The sequence below is a fragment of the Mesorhizobium sp. NPDC059054 genome (assembly GCF_042739215.1).
Taxonomy (GTDB): domain Bacteria; phylum Pseudomonadota; class Alphaproteobacteria; order Rhizobiales; family Rhizobiaceae; genus Mesorhizobium.
The window spans coordinates 1,358,082-1,378,472 of record NZ_JBHYHV010000001.1 but is presented as its reverse complement, the minus strand read 5'-3'; the positions used below and the strand labels follow the sequence as shown (position 1 = coordinate 1,378,472).

Here is a 20,391-nt window from a genome sequence, read left to right as displayed (position 1 = left end):
GGAAATAGATAGCAATGATGGACGAACGCGCGCTTGGCATCACGGCCTTCTGGCGCAAAGCAGGCGCGGATGCGTGGTTCTTGAAAAACGAGGCCTTCGACACCGAGCTCCGCAACCGGTTCCTCGACCTGCATTATGCGGCGGCTCGGCGGGAACTAGACGACTGGATTGACCACGCTGAAAGTGCGCTGGCGCTGATGATCCTGCTCGATCAATTCCCGCGCAACTGCTTCCGCGGCACCGCGCACATGTTTGCTACCGATCCGCTCGCCCGCCATTTCGCGGCCAAAGCCGTGACAGCAGGGCACGACATGACGGTTGACGTTGATGTCCGAGTGTTCTTTTACCTGCCCTTCGAGCATTCCGAGAATCTGAAGGACCAGCAGCGCAGCGTCGAGCTGACAGAGGCCAATGCGCCGGATTATCTCAAATATGCCATCGAGCACCGTGACATCATCGAGCGTTTTGGCCGCTTTCCGCATCGCAATCCGCCACTCGGCCGCGAAACCACCGCGCAGGAAAAGGCATTTCTCGACGACGGTGGGTTTTCCGGCTGAATTGAAGGAACTCGCTGCCCGCCGAGATTAGAGCGATTCCAGGAAAGTGCGTAGCGGTTTTTCGTCCGGAATTGCGTAAAAACAAAGAGTTAGAGCGTTTCCACGTTTCCGTAAAACGGAAACGCTCTAGGCCTGCCACCAATCGCGACCGGACGGCAACCGTTCAATACCCTCGATATCCATGGCCGCAAGCCGCTCTGAAACAGTCTTACCGGCCAGGACGAGCTGCGGCGCGATTTCGGCCAGTGGTACCATGACGAAGGCGCGCTCCAGCATACGCGGATGCGGGACTGCCAATTCGGTTTCGTGAATGGCGCGGTTGCCGAAGACGAGGATGTCGATATCGATGAGGCGCGGACCCCAGCGTTCCTCGCGCACCCGCTTCAGCTTTCGTTCGGTTTCCAGACACAGTTCCAGGAGCACATGCGGCGTGAGGTTGGTCGTCAGCTCCGCGGCGATATTCAGAAAATCCGGCTGGTCGGTCTTGCCCCAGGGTGGCGTACGGTAAAGCGAGGAGACCGCCACCACGCGTGTTCCGGCATCCCGGTTCAACATACGCAAGGCCGAGGCGATGGACTGGGCCGGATCGCCGAGATTGCCGCCGAGGCTGAGAAAAACGGTGTTATTGCGGCCAGACAATGGTGACCTCAACGTAATCGAGCACGCCGGGCACCGGCGCATTGGGCTTGCGGACGGTGATTTCAGCCGTCTTGATCTGCGGGAAACGCTGAGTCAGCGCCCTGGCGACATCGAGCGCCAGCGCCTCGATGAGGAAACGCCGTTCGCCCGTGATGATCTTTTCGATGACGGTGAAGGCAATGCCGTAGTCGACGGTACCGTCGATGGCATCTTCATCCAGTTCCTTGGCAGGGTCGACGGTCAGTACCGCGTCGACATAGAAGCGCTGGCCGAGCCGCTCTTCCTCGTCATGCACGCCGTGCCTGGCAAAGAAGGCGCAGTTCTTCATGCGGATGACGTACATTAGCGAGGTTCCTGCCGGGTGTTGTTACGGGCCAACATAGCATCCGCAACGGCCAACGCATCCACGTTGATTGCGACATCATGGACGCGAAAAAGATCGGCGCCCTTGAGCCGCAGAATGACGCTGGTGGCCGCGGTGCCGGCCGCTCGATCTGCGGCATCCTTGCCCGTGACGGTGCCGACAAAGCGCTTTCGGGATGTCCCGACGATGAGCGGAAAACCAAGGTCGGACAATTCCTCGAAGCGCGCCATCAGATCGAGGTTTTCCTCAGCCGTTTCCTTGTTGAAGCCAAAACCGGGGTCGAGCACGATCTGCTCGTCGTCGACACCGGCTTTTCGCGCGATCTCCAGCGACTTCTCCAGGAAGATGCGCTGATCAGCAATGACATCCTGCAGTTTTTCGCGGCCACGACCGGTATGCATGATGATCACACCGGCACTGGCTCGCGAAACCTCATCTGCGATTTCAGGTTCACGCTGCAACCCATGGACATCATTGACAATATGGGCGCCATATTCAAGCGCCAGACGCGCGGTCTCGGCGCGGTAGGTGTCGACGGAGATCAACGCCTCGCCGCGCTTTGCCAACTGCTCGATGACCGGCAGCACGCGCTGCTGCTCTTCCAGCGCCGTGACGGGCGCAGCGCCTGGCCGGGTCGACTCCCCGCCAACGTCGATGATGGCGGCCCCTTCATGCACCATACGGGACGCCTGTTCGACCGCCAGCTCCAGCGCGTCGAACTGGCCGCCATCTGAAAATGAGTCAGGCGTCACGTTGAGGATGCCCATGACGACAGACCTCTCGCCAAGGTCGAGATGGCGTCCATGCGCCAATTGCCATCGTCTGTTCATCTTTGCCCGCCAAGCTGTGCTGGCGATACGTATTTCGTTGCGCCGGCAAGGGCCGTAACGCAAGGTGGGGCAAGAGGCAATAAAATGAATCGAACTCTGCTCACCGCGCTGCTTCTCCTTTTCGCCGTTTCGACGGCCGATGCGGCGAATCTGGTGAAAACCTACAGCTATTTTTCAATCGGCGGGCGCTCGCTGGAGCAGATCCAATCCGAACTGTCGAAACGTGGACCGTCGGTGAAATCCACCGGCATGCGCCACCCAGGGGCCACTCGCATGGCTTTCACCAGCCGCATTGGTTACGCTGATGAGGCAAATTCTTGCCCTTCGGACGGCGCATCCAATCTGTTCTGCAGATTCACGGGCTATGGAAAGCTCGAGCAATCATGCCGAATTGTGTCAGCGGTCGTAACTGTTAAGACCGGAGTTGTTTTGCCCAGATGGAAACCGCGCGGCAAGGTGGGACCAGATGTGCGGCTGTTTTGGAATACGCTTGCTGCCGACATCAAGCGACATGAGGATCGGCATGTCGAGATAGCCAAGGACTATGGGCATCGCCTTGAAAGTGCATTGATGGGCATCGGCCAAGCGGACGATTGCAAGGTTGCCGCTGCGAAGGCCAAGGAAGTGACGGCAAAAATCCTCACCCAGCACGATCAAGCCCAGGTTGAATTCGACCGGGTGGAAATGGTCAACTTCGAAAGCCGCATCATTCGGCTGATGCGATACCGTATCCAGCAGATCGAAGCCGGACGCCTGCCTGGCTGAATGGTAATCTCAAGATTTTATTGGATTTTGCGAAACAGGATCAACGGAAGCAAACCATTGGTCCTTGAGACTCGCGGGCTATATAGGGAACGAGATCGCTGACGAGGCGTATTCGTTGCGCTCAAGATAAAAAATTCTGCCGTCTGTCGAAACGAGCACAGCACGCGCGACATAAGTTCGGCCAGTACAGGCTTCTCGACGGACGATTAAAGCCGCACACATTACCCGACCCTGCTGGGTTCGCTTCAGGCAGGTGTGCCCGGCAAACAGGTGAATGACCATGGACCAGACCGTTTCCAAGCCTGCAGCGGTTGAAGGCGGCACACTTTCGGAACGCGAAAAGAACGCGATCATCGGCGGCGTGCTTCTGTCGATGCTGCTGGCAGCACTTGACCAGACCATCGTGGCACCGGCCATGCCGACCATAGCGGCGGCGCTCGGTCATGCGCAGTATCTCCCCTGGATCGTCACGGGCTACCTGCTCACAGCCACCGCCATGGCCCCGCTCTACGGCAAGATTTCCGACGTGCATGGCCGGCGGCCGACGCTTTATGCGGCGATCCTCATCTTCCTCACCGGCTCCTTGGTGGCGGCGCTTGCGCCCAACATGCTGGTGCTGATCATCGGTCGCGCGATCCAGGGGCTGGGTGGTGGCGGCCTGTTCGCCCTGGCGCAAACGGTGATCGGCGATCTGGTGCCGCCAAAAGAACGTGCTCGCTACGCAGCCTGGATTTCTGGCACCTGGGCTGTCGCCAGCATTGCCGGCCCTCTGCTCGGCGGCACTTTTGCAGAACATCTGCACTGGTCGCTGATCTTCTGGATCAACCTGCCGCTTGGACTGCTGGCAATGGCCATCATCAACAAGCCGCTGAAAAAACTCCCGGTCGCGGCCCATCGCCATAGCATCGACTGGCTGGGGGCCGCGCTGCTTGTCATCGCCACCTCGCTGCTGCTTCTCGCATTGAATTGGGGAGGCGGCACCTACCCTTGGGATTCTCCGCAAATCCTCGGCCTGTTTGCCGCCTCGGCAATAGTCTGGGCCATCTTCGCACTCCGACTGGTCAAGGCAATCGAGCCGCTGATCTCGCTGGACGTGCTCGGTAATTCGATCGTCCTTGCCGGTACGCTGTCGCTGTTCCTTCTGCAGGCCGCCAATGTCGGACTATCCGTGTACCTGCCGGTCTATCTGCAGGCCCATCTCGGCCTGACTGCTTCCGAATCCGGCATCGCGATGCTCGGCATTCTGCTCGGCACCGTTGCTGGCGCCACCACCTCAGGACGCCTGATCCCGCGCTTTGTCCACTACAAGCGGCTCGCGCTGGTTGGCGTCTGTTTCGGCATCGTTTCCCTGGCAGCGCTCGCAATCATTGCCGGCAGCACCTCGCTGATCTCGGTGATCGTGCTGACCACGTGCGTCGGCTATGGCGCAGGCACCACCTTCCCGGTGGCGACGATATCCGTGCAAAATGCGGTCGAGCACAATTATCTCGGCGTGGCGACAGGCGTGCTCACCTTCATGCGGTCTCTGGGCGGCGCGCTTGGTGTCGCGCTGCTGGGTGCGGTCGGCGTCGCCTATGGCCTGCCATTGATGGGTGAAGGCATCCAGACGCAGGCGCAGCTGTCGTCGGTCATTCCGTTTGCCGCGATCTTCTTCGTCAGCGCGGCGCTGCTTGTCGCCACGCTTGCCGCCCTCGCGATGATGCCGGAGAAGCCGCTACGCGGCCGCCGCGAAGCCGAAGCGCCGATGATTGCGGAATAAGCCGTTTAGAAACAGAGCATTACAGCTTTAAGCTGAGGCATCAGCCCTGGCGCGCGGGGATGCGCACCACCAGCCCGTCCAGTTCGTCGCGAACCTTGATCTGGCAGGACAGGCGCGAATTCGGCTGCACCTCATAGGCGAAGTCGAGCATGTCCTCCTCCATCGCCTCGGGCTCGCCGACCACGCCTGTCCAGGCCTCATCGACATAGACGTGGCAGGTTGCGCATGCGCAGGCACCGCCGCATTCGGCCTCGATACCCGGGACCGCGTTACGGATGGCGTTCTCCATGACCGTCGAGCCATTTTCGGCATCGACGTCAAAATGCGTCCCGTCATGGGTGATGTAGGTCAGTTTTGTCATTTGGTCACCTGAGAAGTCACAGCCGAGATAATCACTCAGCGGCGCAAGTCAACTGTCGCGCGAAACCGCCTCAAAGTGACGCTTTTGGGAAAACCGGGCTTCGGCCAGAGGACAGTGATCGTCCATCCAGCCGGCAGACCGCCCTATCGGCTGATCGCGGCGATGAAATCGCGGACATCCTCGACCAACGGGCCGAGTTTCTTCACAAGGCGATCGTCTTCCGGCTGGCGCTCGAATGCGGCCGCCCAATCGGCTATGGCCAAGGCACCGACCCCGCGCGCAGAGCCCTTCAGTGCGTGTGCCAAAAGGAGACGCTGACTTTTGTCCGCAGACGGCAGCCTCTCATCCACCGAGAGCGCCTGCTGCACAAACAGTGCCAGCACCTCACGCTCGAGATCTCGATCGCCCATGGTTTGTCGAGACAGATGTTCCATATCCACAGGCCTGTTTCCGGCCCGGCCCGATGCTTCTCCACCGGGCATCGAGAACGCCACGTTTACGCTACGCATAACACTCAACTCCATTGTCGCAGCAGCCTGAGGCCGCACAAGCTAACGAATTCCGATGGATGGCGGGTTAACAAGGAGTTGTGAAAAATGTTTGGCAACGCGTGCCCGGCTCACGCCTCCGTTAACCTTATATTTAAAGTTTTACGTATGCCGCCGAATGCATGTTTTCTTTACCCCCCTGTGTCATTACGATACGAGGGTCCAAAATCAGGCCTCGGCGCGGGACGAAAAAAGACAATAACGACCGCTCTCGCAGCAGCTAGTACAGGGTAGCGAAGGCATGGCGAAGAAAACCAGCACGACGAAGAATCTCGATTCCGAGGTTGCGAAGGAGCTCGAGCAAGCTCTTGATTTCGACCTCTCCGGACAGTCGGGAGACCTCGACATCGCTGCCTCCATGGAAGATCTGGAAGCCCAGATATCACAGGCTGCAGACGAACTCGCGCGCGCCGGCCGCGCCGAAAAGGCAGCACCGGCAGAGGCCCCCCAGCCCGCCAAGGCCGCAACGACTGAAGCCAAGCCTGCCGAACTTCGGCCCGCCGAGCCGCGCAACGGTGCAGCCCAGCCAGCTGGATTTTCTCCCGCCAATGACGATCGCCAGAAGGACTATCGCTCCTTGCTGCACGGTCTCAATCGTCGCGCCTCCAACACCATCTATTGGGTGGTGGCTTTCGTCTCGATCGCCTGGATCGCCGGTGCCGCGGCACTCGCCAACCTCCTTTTCGGTCCCGACATCTGGAACATTCGCTCGCTCGCGCAGCTGCTGCAGCGACCGGAGTTGATCGGCATCGCCGTTGCGGCGATTGTTCCGATCGTCCTGTTCTGGGCTTTCGCCGCGATGGTCCGCCGCGCGCAGGACATGCGATTGGCCGCCCAATCGATGACGGAAGTAGCCTTCCGTCTCGCCGAGCCGGAGAACATCGCACAAGACCGCGTGATGATGATCGGCCAGGCCGTACGCCGCGAGGTCGCGGCCATGGGCGAAGGTATCGAACGCACGCTCGCGCGTGCCGTCGAACTGGAAAGCCTGGTGCACAGCGAAGTCAGCCAGCTCGAACGCTCCTATACGGAAAATGAGAGCCGCATCCGCAACCTGGTCGACGGGTTGGGCAGCGAACGCGAGGCCGTCATCGGCCATGCCGAGCGTGTGCGGGCTTCGATCTCGGGCGCGCATGAGACCCTGCGCGATGAGATCAACTCGGCCAGCGACGTCATCCGCGAGAATATCCTCGGCGCTTCGAGCAAGCTGTCGATGACCATCAGCTCGTCGGGCGATCAGCTGATCGACCGCATCAATGAAAGCTCGATGTCGATTTTCGATTCCGTCGAAAGCCGCCTCGACACGATCACCGATCGCCTCTCCACATCCGGCGAAGCCTTCGCCAGCCTGCTGGACACGCGCATCGCCAAGCTCACCGACAGCACCGACGGGTTGACCCGTTCGCTGACGGAACTGCTCGACGACCGGACGCAAGGCATGGTCTCGCTGCTGGGTGGTGCCGCTCGTACGCTGAGTTCCGAATTCGAATCCAGCCTCTCCGGCATCGAGCGTACGCTGGCCGAGCGCGGCCAGGCGCTGATCAGCGAATTCCAGACCCGAGCAGAAGCGCTCGACACGGGCACTCAGAAGCTCAACGCCGCTCTGGAAGCACGCGCACGCCAGATCAACGAAACGCTGGTCGATCGCGCGCGCGATATCGCCAACGCCTTCACCGACGGCAAGGATACGCTGTCCGCCATCATCGATCAGGGCAAGGCGCAGATCGGCGCCGACATGGCCGATATCGTTACCTCGACCTCGACGATGCTGGAGGCTCGCGCAACCGACTTTGCCGGCCGCATGGAGGCCGCGCACCACGCAGTGTCGCGCACTTTCGACGCCGATATCGCTCGTCTCGCCGACGCCCGCGCCGGCATCGAGGAAGCGGTCGAGAACCACAGCCGCAAGCTGGAAGAGAGCCGCGAGCGCATGGCCTCCGCCATGCAGGCGGATCTGGAGAAGTTCTCCGAAGGCCGTGCCGCTATCGACGAGGCCGTCACCTCGCAAGTGCACCTGCTGTCCGAAGGACGCAACCTTATCAGCCGCGCTCTGGAAGAGGATCTGCGCAAGGTCAACGAGTCGCGCGCGGCCATCGATGCCTCGCTCGGCAGCCATCTGGAGCGCCTGGAGGAAGGCCGTTCGCGCCTGACCCATGCTCTCAATGAAGACGCCGACAAGCTGGTGCATGCCCGCACCATCATCGATGAAATGGTTTCCGGCCATGTCGGCAAGCTGGCCGAGGGTCGTGGTATCCTCGCTCGCGCTCTCGATGCTGATCTCAACAAACTGACCGAAAGCCGCGCAGACATTGACAATTTGGTCGCCGGCCAGGTTGCCAAGATCGCCGAAGGCCGCGCCGTTCTGGCACGTGCGTTGGAGGCCGACGTCGACAGCATCAAGGCGCTGATGGAAAGCCATTCCGTGCAGCTCGCCGACGATCGCGACCAACTCGGTCGCGCGCTCGACGCAGATCTGTCCAGCATCCGCCGGCTGGTCACCGACCACTCCGGCCAGCTCGTCAACGAACGCAGCCTGCTCTCGCAGACACTGGAATCGGACCTTGCCAAGCTGGCCGAAAGCCGCGCTTCAATCGATGGGCTGGTTGCGGGTCAGGTCGAGAAGCTGGCCGAGGGCCGCGATATCCTCAAACGTGCCCTGGAGGCCGACCTCGGCACGATCAGCTCCGTCATTTCCGACCAGTCGCAGAGACTGACCGACGACCGCGCGCAATTCGCCCGCCTGCTGGAACAGGATCTGGCGAGCGTCAATGAACTCGTGCGCGGGCATGCCGAACAGCTTGCAACCGACCGCTCGCAGCTTGCCAAAGCTCTGGAAGACGATCTCGCCAAGCTTGCCGACAGCCGCTCGTCTATCGACGGTCTGGTCACCGGTCAGGTCGAGAAGCTGGCCGAAGGCCGCGACATCCTCAAGCGCGCCCTGGAGGCCGATCTCAATGCCATCACGGCAGCGATCGGCGATCAGTCGCAGAAGCTTGCCGACAACCGTGCCCTGTTCTCTTCGGCGCTGGACACCGATCTCAGCAACGTCAATCAATTGATCGCCGGCCACAGCGAGCGGCTCGCCGCGGACCGCTCCCTGCTTGCCAGGGCTCTGGAAGACGATCTCGCCAAACTTGCCGACAGCCGCTCGTCCATCGACGGATTGGTCGCCGGTCAAGTCGAGAAACTGGCCGAAGGCCGCGACATCCTGAAGCGCGCCCTGGAGGCCGATCTCAATGCCATCACGGCCACGATTGCCGATCAGTCGCAGAAACTGACCGATAACCGCGCCCAGTTCTCGCAGGCGCTGGATGCCGACCTTGCGAGCGTCAATCATCTTGTCGCCGGCCACAGCGAGCGGCTCGCCGCGGACCGCTCCCTGCTTGCCAGGGCCCTGGAAGACGATCTCACCAAACTTGCCGACAGTCGCTCGTCCATCGACGGACTGGTCGCCGGTCAAGTCGAGAAACTCGCCGAAGGTCGCGACATCCTGAAGCGCGCCCTGGAGGCCGACCTCAACACGATCACGGCCACGATAGCCGATCAGTCACAGAAACTGACCGATAACCGCGCCGAGTTCTCGCAGGCACTGGATGCCGATCTTGCGAACGTCAATCATCTTGTCGCCGGTCACAGCGAGCGGCTCGCCGCCGATCGCTCCCTGCTCTCCAAGGCACTCGAAGAGAACCTCTCGAGCGTCAGTAATCTCGTGGCCAGCCACAGCGACAGGCTGGCGGCAGACCGCTCTCTGCTCTCCAGGGCACTGGAAGACGATCTCGCCAAGCTCGCCGACAGCCGCTCGTCCATCGACGGATTGGTCGCCGGCCAGGTGGAAAAGCTGGCAGAGGGCCGCGATATCCTGAAGCGTGCGCTCGAAGCCGATCTCGCCAAGATCGGCGAAAGCCGCGGCGGCATCGACGAGGCCATCGCGGGCCATGTCGGCCGGCTGGCGGAAGGCCGCAACATGCTCACCCGCGCTCTGGAAGAGGATCTTGCCAAGCTGGCCGAAAGCCGCGAATCCATCGACGGACTGGTTTCCGGTCAGGTCGAGAAGCTGGCAGAGGGCCGCGATATCCTCAAGCGCGCCCTGGAAAGCGACCTCAATACCATCAGTGCGACGATTGCCGATCAATCGCAGAAGCTGGTCGACAACCGAGCTCAGTTCTCAGAGGCATTGGATGCCGACCTGAACCGGGTCAACAACCTGGTGGCCGGCCACGGCGAACGACTGGCCAGCGACCGCGCCTTGCTTGCCAGGTCTCTGGAAGACGATCTCGCCAAGCTCGCCGAAAGCCGTGCCGCGATCGATGGCCTTGTCGCTGCTCAGGTCGAGAAGCTGGCCGAAGGCCGCGATATCCTCAAGCGCGCCCTGGAAGCCGATCTGTCGTCAATCGGCGGCGTCATGGCAGGCCAGTCGCAGAAGCTTGTCGATGCCCGCACCGATTTCCAGCAGGCGCTCGACGATGAATTGCGGCGCGTCAACGACATCGTCGCCGGCCACAGCCAGCGGCTCGCCGCTGATCGCTCGATGCTCACCTCGGCGCTGGAAGACGACCTCGCCAAGCTCGCCGAGAGCCGCTCGTCCATCGACGGCCTTGTCGCCGGCCAGGTGGAGAAGCTGGCCGAGGGCCGTGATATCCTGCGGCGCGCTTTGGATGCCGACCTCGCCAAGCTCAACGAGAGCCGCAGTGGCATCGATGCCGTCATCGCCGACCATGTCGGCAAGCTGGCCGAAGGTCGTGACCTCTTGACCCGCGCGCTGGAAACCGACCTCGCCGCCATCGACGGCGCGCTCGGCGGCCACGCCCAGCGCTTGGCCGACAACCGCGCCGACTTCGCGCAAGCGCTGGAAGGCAGCCTGGAGCACGTTCAGGGCCTGATTTCGGGCCACAACGACCGGCTCTCGGCGGATCGTTCGGCCCTCACCCAGGCACTCGAGGAAGACCTCGCCAAGCTGGTCGATGCCCGCCGCGACATCGACCGCGCCCTGGCTGGACACATCGACCAGATCGCGACCTCTTCCACAAGCATTTCGGACGCCATCGCAGCCGATATCGACAAGGTCGAGCAGGCTTTCGCTCGCCAGATCGGCGTCATCGAGGAGCGTTCCAGCACGATGGAGCGCGCGCTCAATGCCGGCGTCGACAACATTCGCGGTGCGCTGGAAAAGAGCGCGCTCTATGTTGCCGGCCAGCTGCGCGAAAAGGTTCTAGAGGTCACCAACACGCTGCACGAGCAGGCCGGCATTGCCTTCACCGATGCCGACCGCAAGATCGCCGAGCGCGCCGAACAGACCTCGGCCGCCCTGCTCGCACGTGCCGAAGACATCGCCCAGACGTTCGAGAGCGCGGACCAGAAGCTGGTGGCCCGTGCCGTGGAGACGGCACAGACCCTGGCTGCCCGCGCCGGCGACATCCTGCGCAACTTCGAGGATGCCGATCAGCGCATGGGCATCCGTATCGGCGAATCCGCTGATGCGCTTGCCGCCCGTGCAACCGATCTCGGCCGTGTCTTCGAAACGGTCGAACAGCAGCTGGCAGCCCGCATTGCGGAAGGCTCGGACGCGCTGTCGGCACGTGCCGCAGAGATCAGCCGCGTCTTCGACGAAGCCGACAACCGCATGGTATCCCGCATTTCCGACAGCGCTTCGGCGATCGGCAGCCATGCCGATCAGATCGTCGGAGCCTTCGAGGATACCGAGCGCCGCGTGGCCGACCGCGCCCGCATGACCGGCGAGGAGCTTGCCGGCCATGCCGTCGAGATCGAGCGCGCCTTGACCAGCGCCGACCAGCGTCTGGCCTCCAGCGCGGCTGCCACTGCAACACGTGTCGAAGACCAGATCGCCAGTGTCGAGAACCGCTTTGCGGCATCGGCCGATGCGATGGGTCAGAAGCTCGAGCAGCAGATCACGCAGGCCGAAGGCCAGCTCGCCTCGCGCGCCAATGTCATCGCCGAAACCTTCGCCGCCGTTGGCCAGCATATCGGTCAGAGCACGAATGAAGCGGCCAAGACCATCGGTGCCAACACACGCGAGCTCAACTCGATGCTGGCGGCCCGTTCCGCCGAACTGTCCAAGATCCTCGACGAGACGGCACGCCCGCTGGTCGACAAGTTCTCGGAAGGCGGCATCGAGATGCAGAAGAGCATGGAGGAAGCGACCGAACGCGCCACCTCGACGCTGCGGCGCGAAAACGCCGCCCTTGCGGACGCGCTGGCCAGCCGCACGGCTGAAACGCTCGCGGCAGTCGACGGCGCCCGTTCGTCTCTGGCCGACAATGTTGCCGATCTCATCGGTCGCATGACCAATTCGGCCGACCAGCTCAACACGCTGATCGCCAAGGCTTCGGAAAATCTCGGTGAGGTCGAGACCCGCCTTACCGGTTCGACCCAGAGCTTCGCGGCGACCACGGAGAAGGCTTCGCAAACCTTCGCCAGCTCGGCTCGCCTGGTCGATTCCAACACGACCAGACTGACCGAACTGTCTTCGGCGACGTTGCGCGAAGTGGCTTCCATCGCCACCCGCTTCGACGAACACAGCCGCCTGCTTGCCAGTGCCTCGGACCTGCTCGGCTCCGCACAGAGCAATCTGGAGCACACATTGGCACGTCAGTCCTCGCTCGATGACCTTGCGGTTGGCCTGGTCAAGAAGTCGGAAGATCTGGAAAAGGTCATGCGTTCCTTCGAAACGCTGGTCGGCCAGACGCTGCAAAGCGCCGAAGGCAGGACACTGGAATCGGCCGACAAGATCCGCGTCGCCATTTCGGAGGTGGTCGATTCCGCTACCAAGCGTTTCTCGGACGCCACCGAGGAGATGCGTCGCACCGCCGGCTCGATCAAGAGCGAGCTGGATCTGACTCGCGCCGAACTGCGCAAGGGTGTCATCGAGATGCCGGAAGAAGCGAAGGAATCGACCACGGCGATCCGCCGCGCGGTTTCCGAGCAGATCAACGCACTCAAGGAACTATCGGACATCGTCGCCAAGTCAGGCCGCACCGTTGACGTTTCGGAGCCGCGTAACTTGCGCCCTGCCCCAACGCCTGCTCCACGTCCATCGGAGCCGCCGTTGCGGCGTCCGGCGGAACCGCAGCGTCGTGCCCCTGAAGCGCCAGCCGCCCCAACAACCGGTCTGCGCGGCTCGCTGGACGCTGGCGAGACGGCGTTGCGGCCACGCGGTGACACTGGCGCCCGTACGCCACAAGGCGGCTGGGTGCGTGACCTGCTGACCGGCGCTTCGGAAGATGACGGTGCCCGGCCGACGCCGGCCCAGCCCCGGGCAACGCCGGTGCAACGTTCACCGCTGCATGTCGTGGAGTCGCTCAACTCGCTCTCCGTCGACATCGCCCGGGCCATCGACCACGATGCCTCGATCGAACTGTGGAACCGTTACCGGCGCGGTGAACGCGACGTGTTCACCCGTCGCCTCTACACGCTGAAGGGCCAGCAGACCTTCGACGACATCCGTCGCAAGTATCAGTCGGAAGCCGAGTTCCGGGCTGCCGTCGACCGCTACTGCGATGATTTCGAGAAGCTTCTCAAGGATGTCTCGCGCAACGATCGTGACAACATGATCTCGCAGACCTACCTCACCTCGGACACCGGCAAGGTCTACACCATGCTGGCTCATGCCAGCGGTCGCCTGCGCTGAGATCACGTCGAATAAGCTAAAAAGGCGGGAGCCATTCCCGCCTTTTTTTGTTTTATTTGATTGTTGGAGGATGCAATGCCCGATCGCCAACCCGACATCGCGTTTTTCCGCTCCCTTGAACAAAGCCTGCACCGTCCGGACATCCGGCGTTCGCGCAACGCTGTTGGTGAATGGCTCGCGGACGACTTTGTCGAGTTTGGCAGTTCCGGCTCCATCTATGACAAGCCGACCATACTCGACGCCTTGGCCAAGGAACCGATAGCCAATTCCGATGCGGCAATCGAATCGGATGATTTCAGGATGCGGGTTCTTTCCGCGGATGCAGTCTTGTTGACCTACCGCACCGTCAGTCGTTCATCCGAGCTCGGGATAGAAAGGCACGCGCTGCGCAGTTCGATCTGGCAGCAGATCGATGGTCGCTGGCAAATGAGTTTCCATCAGGGAACGATCGTTCCCAACAAGTGAAACTGAAGAAAATTCAGATCGTCGAATCCGACCAGCTCACGATCTCGCTCACCGCCTGACCGAAGGCGCGGTCAAGTGCGCTCACATAAGCCGAATTGCCACCGCCACCGGAAACCGGTGCACTGGCCCGGAAGCTGCGCGAGGCGCGTACTTCGCCGTTGCGATCGTTGAGGATGCGCACGTAGAGTTCGACGTGCGCCTGCTCACCTTGTTCGGCGCGCACCTCGAAGGCACGGATCTCGGTGATGATCTGGTAGTCGATCGCCAATCCTTCGCCCGGCCGGCCGACCCCTGCAAAACGGCCGGTGCGCTGGAACGCTTCGGCGAGCCTTGCCTGCACGATGACCGGCAGCCGGTCAGCCCATTGCGCGCCCTTGAGATACTGGATCGAGCGCTGGCCGGTCTTGATGACAATGTTCTGGCTGTCCAGCGCCTTCAGCGCTACCGGCTGCGTGACGAGGATCTGTCGTTTGCTTTGGCCACCGGTCTGCACGCTCGGCGTCGACAGCTCAAATGTATCGAGCGGCGCCGGACCACCGCCCGGCAGCGCCGCACATCCCGCAAGGATAGTCGCGAGCAGCAACGCGCCCGCATGCACTCGGATCGACTTCACGCGACGTCCCCACTGAACACAGCCGGCAGGTCCCCTTCCGGGCGGTATTTATCGATGGAACTGCACCGCGCCGTCAACGCCGTGCCCTTCCGTCATACTGGCGAACCTCGCCATCGCCACCCGACAGGATACGCTGCGGGTTGCGCTGGAAATCGGAAACCGCCTCTTCGATGCGATTGACCGAACGTCTGGTGTCCCCCACCAGAGCCTCAACATTCTGCAGCCCCTGGCCGGAGAAGCGCTGCAGATTGTCGGAGATGACACCGACGTGCTTGTTCAGCGTGTCGGCCACCTGCTTGAACGATTTCAGCGTTTCGCTTGCCTGCGCAACCAGACCCTTGGTGTCACCGGAACCGAGCATGCCGTCCACCTTGGCCAGAATGCCGTCGATGCGCACGGAGGCGTTGTTCAGGCGCTCCGCAAGCTGTTGCGCATCCTCGATGGTCTGCTGAATGTCATCCGAGCGCGCGGCGACCTTTTCGGTTACTTTGGCGATATCGGCCGAAGCCTTGCCGGCATTGACGCTGGCATCCTTGATATTGGCAAGCGCGACACGCACATCGGCCGGATCGACGCCGTCAAGCACGCCGTTGACCTTGTCGAGCGTCACCTGTGTCTTGGCGGCGAAATCGTTGATCGACCCCACCGCCTGCTTGACCTCGGCGATGGTCGAATCGAACTGGTCGCTCGTCTTGCTCAGATTGCGGGTGAATTCGTCGACGTTGGCGACGATGTTCCTGACCTTGTCGCGATCGACGGAATTGAGAAGCCCTTCCGCTGCCTTCAACGCACCATCAAGCTTTCCCGAAACCCCCTGCAATTCCGTCGAAAGCGCGCTGACACTCGACAGGAATTTGTCGATACCATCCGAATTCTTGGCCAGGGCGTCGGAAAATTTTGCTGCGTTCTGTGCAGTCTGCGTGAGTGGCCCGCGTACATCCTTGGCGAAGCCCTCGAATTCACCCAGGACCTTGTCGGTGCGGGTGGCGATGTCCTGTGCAGTCTGCAAAAGATTGGTCACGGCAGAGGGCTTGGCGACGATCACCGCCACGCGCCCATCCTTCTCCGCTTCGTCGAGGATCTTCGGCTCTTTCGGATTGGCGCCGGTCAACTCGATGTTCGCTTGCCCGGTCAGGCCGGCAAGGCCGATGTCCGCCTGCGTCGAGCGGGTGATCGGCGTCATCCGGTCGATCACTGTATCGGCCACGGCAATGGTCGGATCGTCCACGTCGATATAGACCCGGCGCACATCACCAACCTTGACACCGTTGAACAGCACGAAGCTGCCGCGCCCAAGGCCCGAGGCAGAGCCTGGAATACGCACCTGCAGGCTCGTCGTCTCGCCACGGTCGCCTATGTTCGCGGTCCAATAGACGAAACCGAAGGCCGCCAGGATCGCCACCAGCGTGAAAATGCCGACAATGACGTAGTTGGCTCGGGTTTCCATTGCTTCACTTATGGCTGCGCGCGCGTTGCAAGATCAAGCTGCCGCGCCCGTTTTCCGCGGAAATAGGACTTCACCCAGGGTTCTTCGCTCTTCAACATGTCTTCGACGGTGCCTTGAACCAGCACACGCTTCTTGCCGAGCACGGCGATACGGTCGCAAGCGGTGAAAAGCGAATCGAGATCGTGCGTCACCATGTAGACGGTCAGGTCCATCGTATCGCGCAGCTTGACCACCAACTCGTCGAATTCGGCAGCACTGATCGGGTCGAGGCCGGAAGTGGGCTCATCGAGGAAAACGATATCGGGATCAAGCGCCAGCGCGCGCGCCAGCGCAGCACGCTTGATCATGCCGCCCGAAAGTTCGGATGGGTATTTGCGCGCGGCATCCGGCGGCAGACCTACCAGCTCGATCTTGAGCATGGCGAGTTCGTCCATCAACTTTTTCGGCAAATCGAGATATTCGCGCATCGGCACCTGCACGTTCTCCAGCACTGTGAGCGCCGAAAACAGCGCTCCCTGCTGGAACAGGACGCCCAACCGCATGTCGATGCGCAGTCGCTCGGCGTCGCTGGCTTTGTCGACGTCGACGCCAAACAGTTTGATCACGCCGGCCTGCTTCTTCACAAGGCCGAGCACCGTACGCAGGAGCACCGATTTGCCAGCGCCGGAGGCGCCGACGAAACCCAGGATCTCGCCACGTCGGATATTCAAGGACAGCCCATCGAGGATAACCGTTTCCCCGAACGCCACCTTGATATCGTCTGCCGACAGCACGATGCCATCATGATCGTTGTCCGTATGATCGGCGTTTTCGTCGACGAGGGTCATGTCAGAAATTGATCGCCGCGTAGAACAGGGCGAAAAGCCCGTCGAGGATGATGACGACAAAGATGGATTTCACCACCGACTGGGTGACATGCAAGCCCAGCGATTCGGCACTTCCGCCGACTTTCAAGCCCTCCACTGAAGCGATGGTGCCGATGATGATGGCCATGAATGGCGCCTTGATCAGACCGGCAAAGATCGTGCTGAGATCGATCGCGACCTTGAGCCGGTCAATAAAGGCCGCAGGTGGAATGTCGGAATAGAGCCAGGCCGCGAAAACACCGCCGCCGAGGGCCGCGAAATTGGCGAGAACGGTGAGGCAAGGCAAGCCGATGACGAGAGCAACCAGACGCGGGAAAACCAGGACACCGATCGGGTTGAGGCCGATGACCTTCAGCGCATCGACCTCTTCGCGCATTTTCATCGAGCCGATTTCGGCGGTGATCGCACTGCCCGAGCGGCCGGCGATCATGATGGCTGTCATCAGCACGCCGAGTTCGCGCAGCACCAGCACCCCGACCAGATCAACCACAAAGATATCGGCACCGAAATAGCGCAGTTGATAGGCGCCCTGCTGCGCCACAATCGCGCCGACGATGGTCGACATCAAAAGAACCACCGGTACGGCGCCAACGCCCATGCGGTCGAGCTGATTGAAGATGGCCGCCGGATTGACCGCGTGACCGCGTCCGAGCTTCATCTGAGCGCCGCGGATGGTGGCACCAAGGATGTTCATGCCGGCCAGGAAATCGTCCCCCGCCTCATAGACCCGCCGCCCGATAAGTTCCAGCGCCCGCAGGATGATGTTCGGCTGGGGAATCGGTTGTACCGACTCGCTTCGTTTCACCGCGTCGCAGACGGCGGCGATCAGGGTCGTCACCGTCTCGCTCTGCCCGATCTGCTGTATCTCGGCCCCGCGTGTCTCATGGGCGTTGATCAGGCGCTCGATCAGCCAGGCACCGGCTGTGTCGATCCGTCCGATTTCGGAAAAATCGAGCGACAGGACCTTGAAGTCATTACGCTTTTCAAGTTTGCGCATTTCAGCATCGACTTGCGCCACACGTCTCGTCGTCCAATTGCCGTGAAAGGCGCAGGCGAGTGTTCCGTCGCTGTCGCTGACGACAACGCGCGGCTCGACGGCCGCTGCGGCGGCCTTGTCGCTTGCGTCGCGTTTGCGGATCGTCAACATGGATCCTGTTTAGCCTGACGGCGCTGGTCTGTCGATTTATCGCCAGCGTCACCCCAGCATTGCCGGAGCAGAAAAATATGGCGCGTGTCATTTCGGTCGAAGCCGAGCGTTTTCCGATCGCCGGAGTTTTCACCATCGCACGCGGCTCCAAGACCGAAGCTGAAGTCATCACCTGCACGATCAGCGAGGGCAGCTATACCGGACGTGGCGAATGTGTGCCCTACAAGCGCTATGGCGAGACGATCGAGGGCGTTCTGGCAGCGATCGAGACGATGCGCGCGACGCTTGAAGCTGGCCTGGACCGCAGAAGGCTGCAAACAGCGATGCCCGCCGGCGCGGCACGCAATGCCATCGACTGCGCCCTATGGGACCTTGAAGCCAAGATGACGGGCACTTCGGCAGCCACGCTGCTGGGCATCGCGCCTGAACCGCTCGAAACCGCTTATACTCTCTCGCTTGCCGAGCCCGAGGCTATGGCTGCACAAGCTCGCGCCAACGCGACGCGGCCACTGCTCAAGGTCAAACTCGGCAGTGACAACGATGCCGCGCGCATCCGCGCCGTGCGCGAGGCAGCACCTGAAAGCCGGTTGATCCTGGACGCCAATGAAGGCTGGACCGACGACAATGTCGCGGAAAACATCGCTGCTGCCGCGGCACTTGGAGTTACGCTGATCGAACAGCCCCTGCCCGCCGGCCGCGACGACAAGTTGAGGCACATTGCTCGTCCAATCCCCATCTGCGCCGATGAAAGCGTGCATGCGGCAAAGGACGTCGATGCGCTGATCGGCCTCTATGATGCCGTCAACATCAAGCTGGACAAAGCCGGCGGCCTGACCGAAGCCCTCAAACTGCGCGACCATGCCCATGCGCGCGGCCTCGGCATCATGGTCGGCTGCATGGTCGGCACTTCACTTGCGATGGCGCCGGCGGTGCTTCTGGCGCAAGGCGCCGACTACGTCGATCTCGATGGACCATTGCTGCTGGCGCGCGATCGCGACCCGGGCCTTGTCTACGAAGGTTCGCTGGTTTCACCGCCCAGCGGCGTGCTGTGGGGCTGAACGCGCCGCAAGCAGGATGAGTGCCAGGCCCAGCAATGCCACCGGCACCATGGCATAGAAGCCATCGCCCCCGAATTTCTGGTAGAGTGGGCCGGAAGCCAGCGTGACGGCGGCCATGGAGAAGCCGTTGGCGAAGAAGGCAATGCCTTGCGCCGCCCCCGTACGGTCCTCGGCTACTGTCTCGCCGATCATCTTCTGCAGACCGATCAACACGAGTGCCGTGGAAATGGCGTGCAGTGCCTGGAGACCGAAGAAGCCTGGTACGCCCAGGCCGAGTGGCCAGATCAACGGAAACGCAATCCAGCGCACGACCGCGCCGATGGCCGCCAATCCCATCACGCGCACCACCGGGACACGGCTGAACAGCCGGTTGAAGGCCATGAACATGCAGACTTCGCACACCACGCCGAAGGCCCACAGGAAGCCAACGACGGAATCGCCGATTCCCAGTGACTTCCAATAGATGGATGAGAATCCGTAGAGAAAGCCGTGACTGCCGACCAGGACGCCGGCGCCGGTGGCGAAATAAAGGAAATACGGGTTGCGCAGGCTGGGCACCGCCTGCTGCAGGTCGGTTGCGGAGAGAGGCGACGCACGCCTCGGCCTTCCCAGGCGTGGCGCCATCAACCCAACCGCGACGATGGCCAGGAACGACACGAACAGCATGATCGGTACCGCGCCTGCTCCGGTCGAGGTCAGGATGAAGCCTCCGACCAGATTGGCGCAGAAATAGGAGATCGATCCCCAGATGCGCATACGCGGATAATTGGCACCGAAACGACGTACGCCCGACAATGCCAGCGAATCGGCAATGGGCGAATGCGGCGTCCAGACCACAGCCAGCACCAGCGAGACGGCAAGCACCGTCGCATAGCTCGGCGGCAGGAAATAGCCCACCGAAACAACCACGGAGGCGGCAGCAAGTGTCAGGTAGACGTTGATCCGGTCGTTTGCCTTGTCGGCCAGGGACGTGAACAGCGGGGTCGTCGCCACGCGCAGGAACATCGGTGCCGAGAGAATGACGGCAATCTTCTCCGGGCTGAAACCATGCGCCTCCAGCCAGAGAGGGAAATAAGGCAGATAGATACCGCTCGGCACCAGAACGGTGAAGAAGAGCAGTGCCATGCGCAGTTCATAGTTGCGCGGCTTGATCTGCTGTTCAGGCGAAAGCGGAGGCAATGACATGAAAGGCAATCGGCAAGTGCTGCCGGCAAAATGACCGGCCAGCCGCCTGCTCTACCATGCCTGCCAGTTGTCAGAAACTGGTTGGCCTAATCGATTTATGTCAAATATTGCCTGGGTATGCGAATTGTAGAGATCGCCAGCC

General features: G+C 61.7%; 16 protein-coding genes. 6 read left to right on the top strand and 10 right to left on the bottom strand.

The window, feature by feature from the left end; translation table 11 throughout:
- Positions 1–14: 14 nt before the first annotated feature.
- On the top strand, positions 15–557 hold the full coding sequence (locus ACFWXH_RS06690; RefSeq protein WP_379118548.1) for a DUF924 family protein: 543 nt from the start codon (positions 15–17) through the stop codon (positions 555–557).
- 126 nt (positions 558–683) lie between these two features.
- Here the strand turns inward: ACFWXH_RS06690 and folK are convergent, their stop codons facing one another.
- From folK to folP, 3 genes are read right to left on the bottom strand one after another with little or no spacing between them, the layout of a single operon-like run.
- Entirely contained in the window at positions 684–1,196 is a 513-nt protein-coding gene (gene folK / locus ACFWXH_RS06685; RefSeq protein ID WP_379118546.1) for a 2-amino-4-hydroxy-6-hydroxymethyldihydropteridine diphosphokinase, read from the bottom strand.
- Positions 1,180–1,539: a dihydroneopterin aldolase gene (folB, locus tag ACFWXH_RS06680; RefSeq protein ID WP_379118544.1), complete on the bottom strand. Its 360-nt coding sequence runs from the start codon at positions 1,537–1,539 to the stop codon at positions 1,180–1,182. The genes folK and folB overlap by 17 nt, the downstream gene beginning before the upstream one ends.
- On the bottom strand, positions 1,539–2,390 hold the full coding sequence (gene folP / locus ACFWXH_RS06675) for a dihydropteroate synthase (RefSeq protein WP_379118542.1): 852 nt from the start codon (positions 2,388–2,390) through the stop codon (positions 1,539–1,541). Before folP ends, folB begins: the two co-directional genes overlap by 1 nt.
- Positions 2,391–2,474: 84 nt before the next feature.
- Here folP and ACFWXH_RS06670 point away from each other — a divergent pair, with 84 nt between their 5' ends.
- Together ACFWXH_RS06670 and ACFWXH_RS06665 are read left to right on the top strand one after the other, a co-directional pair.
- Positions 2,475–3,155, top strand: a complete 681-nt coding sequence (locus tag ACFWXH_RS06670; protein ID WP_379118540.1) for a DUF922 domain-containing Zn-dependent protease — start codon at positions 2,475–2,477, stop codon at positions 3,153–3,155.
- Between the two features lie 280 nt (positions 3,156–3,435).
- A complete protein-coding gene (locus ACFWXH_RS06665; RefSeq protein WP_379118538.1) occupies positions 3,436–4,914 on the top strand; it encodes an MDR family MFS transporter in 1,479 nt (492 codons plus the stop codon).
- Between the two features lie 40 nt (positions 4,915–4,954).
- On the opposite strand, the gene ACFWXH_RS06660 is transcribed toward ACFWXH_RS06665, so the two are convergent.
- Together ACFWXH_RS06660 and ACFWXH_RS06655 are read right to left on the bottom strand one after the other, a co-directional pair.
- Positions 4,955–5,275 carry a 2Fe-2S iron-sulfur cluster-binding protein gene (locus ACFWXH_RS06660; RefSeq protein WP_054312974.1) on the bottom strand — a complete coding sequence of 107 codons (321 nt, stop codon included), beginning with the start codon at positions 5,273–5,275 and terminating at the stop codon, positions 4,955–4,957.
- 143 nt (positions 5,276–5,418) lie between these two features.
- Positions 5,419–5,784 (bottom strand): Hpt domain-containing protein, encoded by a 366-nt coding sequence (locus tag ACFWXH_RS06655; protein ID WP_054313037.1) that lies wholly within the window; start codon positions 5,782–5,784, stop codon positions 5,419–5,421.
- A 280-nt stretch (positions 5,785–6,064) separates the two neighbouring features.
- Between ACFWXH_RS06655 and ACFWXH_RS06650 the strand changes: the two genes are divergently transcribed.
- Positions 6,065–13,468 (top strand): kinesin, encoded by a 7,404-nt coding sequence (locus ACFWXH_RS06650; RefSeq protein WP_379118535.1) that lies wholly within the window; start codon positions 6,065–6,067, stop codon positions 13,466–13,468.
- A gap of 75 nt (positions 13,469–13,543) precedes the next feature.
- Complete coding sequence (locus tag ACFWXH_RS06645) at positions 13,544–13,933, top strand: DUF4440 domain-containing protein (protein ID WP_379118533.1); 390 nt, start codon at positions 13,544–13,546, stop codon at positions 13,931–13,933.
- Between the two features lie 13 nt (positions 13,934–13,946).
- Here ACFWXH_RS06645 and ACFWXH_RS06640 read toward each other — a convergent pair whose 3' ends face one another.
- The 4 genes from ACFWXH_RS06640 to ACFWXH_RS06625 all read right to left on the bottom strand — a co-directional run bounded on the left by ACFWXH_RS06640 (position 13,947) and on the right by ACFWXH_RS06625 (position 18,006).
- Positions 13,947–14,546: an ABC-type transport auxiliary lipoprotein family protein gene (locus ACFWXH_RS06640; protein WP_379118531.1), complete on the bottom strand. Its 600-nt coding sequence runs from the start codon at positions 14,544–14,546 to the stop codon at positions 13,947–13,949.
- 73 nt (positions 14,547–14,619) lie between these two features.
- On the bottom strand, positions 14,620–15,993 hold the full coding sequence (locus tag ACFWXH_RS06635; protein ID WP_379118529.1) for an MlaD family protein: 1,374 nt from the start codon (positions 15,991–15,993) through the stop codon (positions 14,620–14,622).
- Positions 15,994–16,001: 8 nt separating this feature from the next.
- Positions 16,002–16,820: an ABC transporter ATP-binding protein gene (locus ACFWXH_RS06630; RefSeq protein ID WP_054312979.1), complete on the bottom strand. Its 819-nt coding sequence runs from the start codon at positions 16,818–16,820 to the stop codon at positions 16,002–16,004.
- A gap of 1 nt (position 16,821) precedes the next feature.
- Positions 16,822–18,006, bottom strand: coding sequence for an MlaE family lipid ABC transporter permease subunit (locus tag ACFWXH_RS06625; protein ID WP_379118526.1), 1,185 nt, complete (start codon positions 18,004–18,006; stop codon positions 16,822–16,824).
- A gap of 77 nt (positions 18,007–18,083) precedes the next feature.
- On the opposite strand from ACFWXH_RS06625, the gene dgcA reads away from it, so the two are divergent.
- Positions 18,084–19,064 carry an N-acetyl-D-Glu racemase DgcA gene (dgcA, locus tag ACFWXH_RS06620; protein WP_379118524.1) on the top strand — a complete coding sequence of 327 codons (981 nt, stop codon included), beginning with the start codon at positions 18,084–18,086 and terminating at the stop codon, positions 19,062–19,064.
- On the opposite strand, the gene ACFWXH_RS06615 is transcribed toward dgcA, so the two are convergent.
- The gene (locus tag ACFWXH_RS06615; protein ID WP_379118522.1) at positions 19,035–20,249 is read right to left on the bottom strand and encodes an MFS transporter; all 1,215 of its coding nucleotides are present in this window, start codon (positions 20,247–20,249) and stop codon (positions 19,035–19,037) included. The genes dgcA and ACFWXH_RS06615 overlap by 30 nt on opposite strands.
- Positions 20,250–20,391: the final 142 nt, after the last annotated feature.

Excerpts from the sequence above, each read along its gene's own strand:
- dgcA (WP_379118524.1), top strand. The coding sequence starts at position 18,084 with ATGGCGCGTGTCATTTCGGTCGAAGCCGAGCGTTTTCCGATCGCCGGA.
- ACFWXH_RS06630 (WP_054312979.1), bottom strand. The coding sequence starts at position 16,820 with ATGACCCTCGTCGACGAAAACGCCGATCATACGGACAACGATCATGAT.
- ACFWXH_RS06690 (WP_379118548.1), top strand. The coding sequence starts at position 15 with ATGATGGACGAACGCGCGCTTGGCATCACGGCCTTCTGGCGCAAAGCA.
- ACFWXH_RS06650 (WP_379118535.1), top strand. The coding sequence starts at position 6,065 with ATGGCGAAGAAAACCAGCACGACGAAGAATCTCGATTCCGAGGTTGCG.
- ACFWXH_RS06660 (WP_054312974.1), bottom strand. The coding sequence starts at position 5,275 with ATGACAAAACTGACCTACATCACCCATGACGGGACGCATTTTGACGTC.
- folP (WP_379118542.1), bottom strand. The coding sequence starts at position 2,390 with ATGAACAGACGATGGCAATTGGCGCATGGACGCCATCTCGACCTTGGC.
- ACFWXH_RS06645 (WP_379118533.1), top strand. The coding sequence starts at position 13,544 with ATGCCCGATCGCCAACCCGACATCGCGTTTTTCCGCTCCCTTGAACAA.
- ACFWXH_RS06670 (WP_379118540.1), top strand. The coding sequence starts at position 2,475 with ATGAATCGAACTCTGCTCACCGCGCTGCTTCTCCTTTTCGCCGTTTCG.
- ACFWXH_RS06635 (WP_379118529.1), bottom strand. The coding sequence starts at position 15,993 with ATGGAAACCCGAGCCAACTACGTCATTGTCGGCATTTTCACGCTGGTG.
- ACFWXH_RS06665 (WP_379118538.1), top strand. The coding sequence starts at position 3,436 with ATGGACCAGACCGTTTCCAAGCCTGCAGCGGTTGAAGGCGGCACACTT.
- folB (WP_379118544.1), bottom strand. The coding sequence starts at position 1,539 with ATGTACGTCATCCGCATGAAGAACTGCGCCTTCTTTGCCAGGCACGGC.
- ACFWXH_RS06615 (WP_379118522.1), bottom strand. The coding sequence starts at position 20,249 with ATGTCATTGCCTCCGCTTTCGCCTGAACAGCAGATCAAGCCGCGCAAC.
- ACFWXH_RS06655 (WP_054313037.1), bottom strand. The coding sequence starts at position 5,784 with ATGCGTAGCGTAAACGTGGCGTTCTCGATGCCCGGTGGAGAAGCATCG.
- ACFWXH_RS06625 (WP_379118526.1), bottom strand. The coding sequence starts at position 18,006 with ATGTTGACGATCCGCAAACGCGACGCAAGCGACAAGGCCGCCGCAGCG.